The sequence below is a fragment of the Amycolatopsis sp. H20-H5 genome, assembly GCF_035828755.1.
Taxonomy (GTDB): Bacteria; Actinomycetota; Actinomycetes; order Mycobacteriales; family Pseudonocardiaceae; genus Amycolatopsis.
In genome coordinates, this window is sequence record NZ_JAYMZS010000143.1 from 17,316 (window position 1) to 20,317 (window position 3,002).

General features: G+C 71.7%; 4 protein-coding genes. 1 reads left to right on the forward strand and 3 read right to left on the reverse strand.

Annotation, left to right across the window (positions count from 1 at the left end; genetic code table 11):
- Window positions 1–59 precede the first annotated feature (59 nt).
- A complete protein-coding gene (locus QMK34_RS41620) occupies window positions 60–1,163 on the reverse strand; it encodes a branched-chain amino acid aminotransferase (RefSeq protein ID WP_326420334.1) in 1,104 nt (367 codons plus the stop codon).
- A gap of 107 nt (window positions 1,164–1,270) precedes the next feature.
- Here QMK34_RS41620 and QMK34_RS41625 point away from each other — a divergent pair, with 107 nt between their 5' ends.
- Window positions 1,271–1,579, forward strand: coding sequence for a hypothetical protein (locus QMK34_RS41625; RefSeq protein WP_326420335.1), 309 nt, complete (start codon window positions 1,271–1,273; stop codon window positions 1,577–1,579).
- Between the two features lie 4 nt (window positions 1,580–1,583).
- Here the strand turns inward: QMK34_RS41625 and QMK34_RS41630 are convergent, their stop codons facing one another.
- A complete protein-coding gene (locus QMK34_RS41630; RefSeq protein WP_326420336.1) occupies window positions 1,584–2,210 on the reverse strand; it encodes a DUF402 domain-containing protein in 627 nt (208 codons plus the stop codon).
- Window positions 2,203–3,002: hypothetical protein (locus QMK34_RS41635; RefSeq protein ID WP_326420337.1), on the reverse strand; the 800-nt coding region annotated here is incomplete at its 5' end. The genes QMK34_RS41635 and QMK34_RS41630, both read right to left, overlap by 8 nt.

Sequence of the window (3,002 nt, forward strand, 5' to 3'; positions counted from 1 at the left end):
GTTCAGGGCAATTTTTGCCCTGAACGACCCTTTCATGACACTTCGGAGTTACGGCGGGATCAAGCGAAGGTGTGCATCCAGCCCTCGGCGTCGGGGCGGTGGCCCTCCTGGATGCCGGTCAGCTCTTCGCGCAGCTTCATCGTCAACTCGCCCGCGACCCCGCCGCTGATGGAGAACTCGCCGTTCGAGTGTTTGACGTGCCCGACCGGGGTGATGACCGCGGCCGTGCCGCAGGCGAACACCTCGGTCAGCTCGCCCGACGCCGCCGACTTCTCCCACTCCTCGGTGGAGATCCGACGCTCGTCGACCGGGTGGCCGAACGTCTTGGCCAGCTGCAGCAAGGACTTCCGGGTCACGCCCGGCAGCAGGGAGCCGGTCAGCTCCGGGGTGACCACGCGGGCGTCCGCGCCGGAGCCGAAGACGAAGAACAGGTTCATCCCGCCCATTTCCTCGACCCAGCGCCGCTCGATGGCGTCGAGCCAGACCACCTGGTCACAGCCCTTCTCCACGGCCTGCGCCTGCGCGACGAACGAGGCCGCGTAGTTGCCCGCGCACTTGGCGAAGCCGGTGCCGCCGGGCGCCGCGCGGACGTACTCCGTGGACAACCACACGCTGACCGGCTTGATGCCGCCGCTGAAGTACGGGCCCGCCGGGGACGCGATCAGCGCGTAGAGGTACTCGCCCGCCGGGCGGTTGACGCCGAGGCCGGTCTCGGTGGAGATCATGAACGGGCGCAGGTAGAGGGACTCGCCCTGCTTCGTCGGGATCCAGCGCTCGTCCACGGCGAGCAGCTCGCGGATCGAGTCGAGGAAGATCTCCTCCGGCAGCTTCGGCATCGCGAGGCGCTCGGCCGAGTCCTGGAAGCGGCGGGCGTTGGCGTCGGGGCGGAACGACGCGATCGTGCCGTCCGGCTGGCGGTAGGCCTTGAGACCCTCGAAGATGGCCTGGCCGTAGTGCAGCACGGAGGTCGCGGGGTCGAGGGTGAACGGCGCGTAGGGTCCGACGGTGGCGTCGTGCCACCCCTTCTCGGCGGACCATTTCACGGTGACCATGTGGTCGGTGAAATAGGTACCGAAACCCGGGCTCGCCAGTACTTCCGCGACGCGGTCCGGGCTCGCGGGGCTCGGGTGCGGGAGATGGGTGAACTGCGTCGCTGTCGTCATGGGTTAGACGATAAACGTTTGGTCGGACGCGCGTTAGTCGGACGTCCACTTGTCGTCGGCCCGGCGTGGTCCCGGCATGCCCGGCCGGTCCGCTCTAGGATGGGCTGGTGACCTACAACCCCGCACAGCCAGCCCGTGTGAACACCGGCAAGTCCGGCGTCTCGGGGGATGTGAAGACGTTCGCGGCCGCACTGCTGCTCACCTTCGGCTCCGGCCTGCTCATGATGGTCGGCTGGGCGCTGGTGGACAGCGGGTTCGGCGCGTTCCTCGGCCTCGTCGCCGCCGGTTTCGGCATCTACTGGTGGAGCCGCGTCCAGGGCAAGGTCTTCCCGCCCGCGCTGTCGGCCCGCTCGGTGCTCGTGCTTGCCGGGATCAACATCGCGCTCGCGGTGGCCCTGCTCCTGCTCGTCGGCTGACGACTCAGAGCAGCCCGCCGGGCAGTTCCGGAACCGGCCAGCCCGGGTCCGGCCTGAAGTCCGTCCTGGTGCCGTCGAAGGGGTAGGCCCCGCGTTCGGCCAGCTCCCCGACCCGTTCCCCCTCGGCCCGCAGCTTCGCGAGCTCGGCGGTGGTGAGCCGTCCGGCGAGCACGGCCTCCGCGGCCTCGTCCTCGTCCTTCCAGCGCCAGGCGCCCCCGGGCTCGACCACGACGTCCAGGATGCCGTCGATCCGGTCGGGGCCCGCCTGCGTGCGGCCCCTCGGCACCTCGAGGTTGACGTACCAGTCGCGGAACCGGCCGCCGGGCTCGAAGAACCACCAGACCGAGGACCATTCGTCGTCGGCGACGCGGCGCAACGTCGACGTCCCGCGCCAGACGTCCGGCACCCTGATCCGCGGGATGCGGAACCGCTCACCGAGTGGGACCTCGTGCATCCGGCGGCCGTCGGCCAGCCTGCTGCCGATGATCGGGGTTCCCGCCGGGATCCAGCCGAGCAGGACGTTCCCGTCGTCGGCCACGACGCGCAGCGGGTGGTGCTGGCCGACGCTCCCGTCGGGTCGGAGGAAACGCTCGACGACAGTCTGGCCCGGTCGCCAGTGCGGCTCAGTCACGCCGTTCACCGTACCGAGGAGCGAGGTGGCGCAGCAGCAGCTCGACGACGGCACAGAGCCCGGCGGCGATCAGTGCGGCCACGGGCCCGGCGAACGCCGCGAGGGCCGCGGCGACGAGCCCGCACACCACCGTCACCCAGCCGCGCTCCGGCGAAATCCGGGCGCGGGCCTCGGTGAACGCGTCCAGCGCAGCGGGCACCGTCGCGAGCACCACGACGACCGTGAGCAGCGGCAGCAGCACGGCAGCGTCCGCGGCGGCGAGCACGTCCTCGAACGAAGTGGCCGAAAGCCCGAGCCGGACCGGCCCGAGCTGGTGGAGCGCGGCGATCGCCACCGCCAGCGCGACGACGAGCAACGCGCCGGTCCGCAACCGTGGGCGGTCCTGCCCCCTGGGCAGCAGGAACGGGATCAGCACCAGCGTCGCCAGCGCCAGCCCCGGCAGGTTCGGCACCGTCCAACCCGCGGATGGGGTGACCGGCGCGATGGCGAAGCACAGCACGACGAGCACGACGGCCGCGACGAGCAGCACGGCGGTGACCCACCTGGCCGCGAGGTCCGGCAGCCGCACCCCGCCGAGGTCCGCCGCCGCGACGACGACCAGCAGCCCCGCCGCGGCCGGGCCAGGCTGAGCGGGCACGACGTACAGGCCGAACGCCGTCGCGCAGGTCACGGCGACAGCCAGCCGCGCGGCCATCCCCGCGAACCGCTCAGGCCGTCCGTCGCCCGGTTCGGGCGCGAAGGCTACGGCAAGCCCGGCGATCAGCCCGGCCAGTGCCACGGCCGCGACCACCC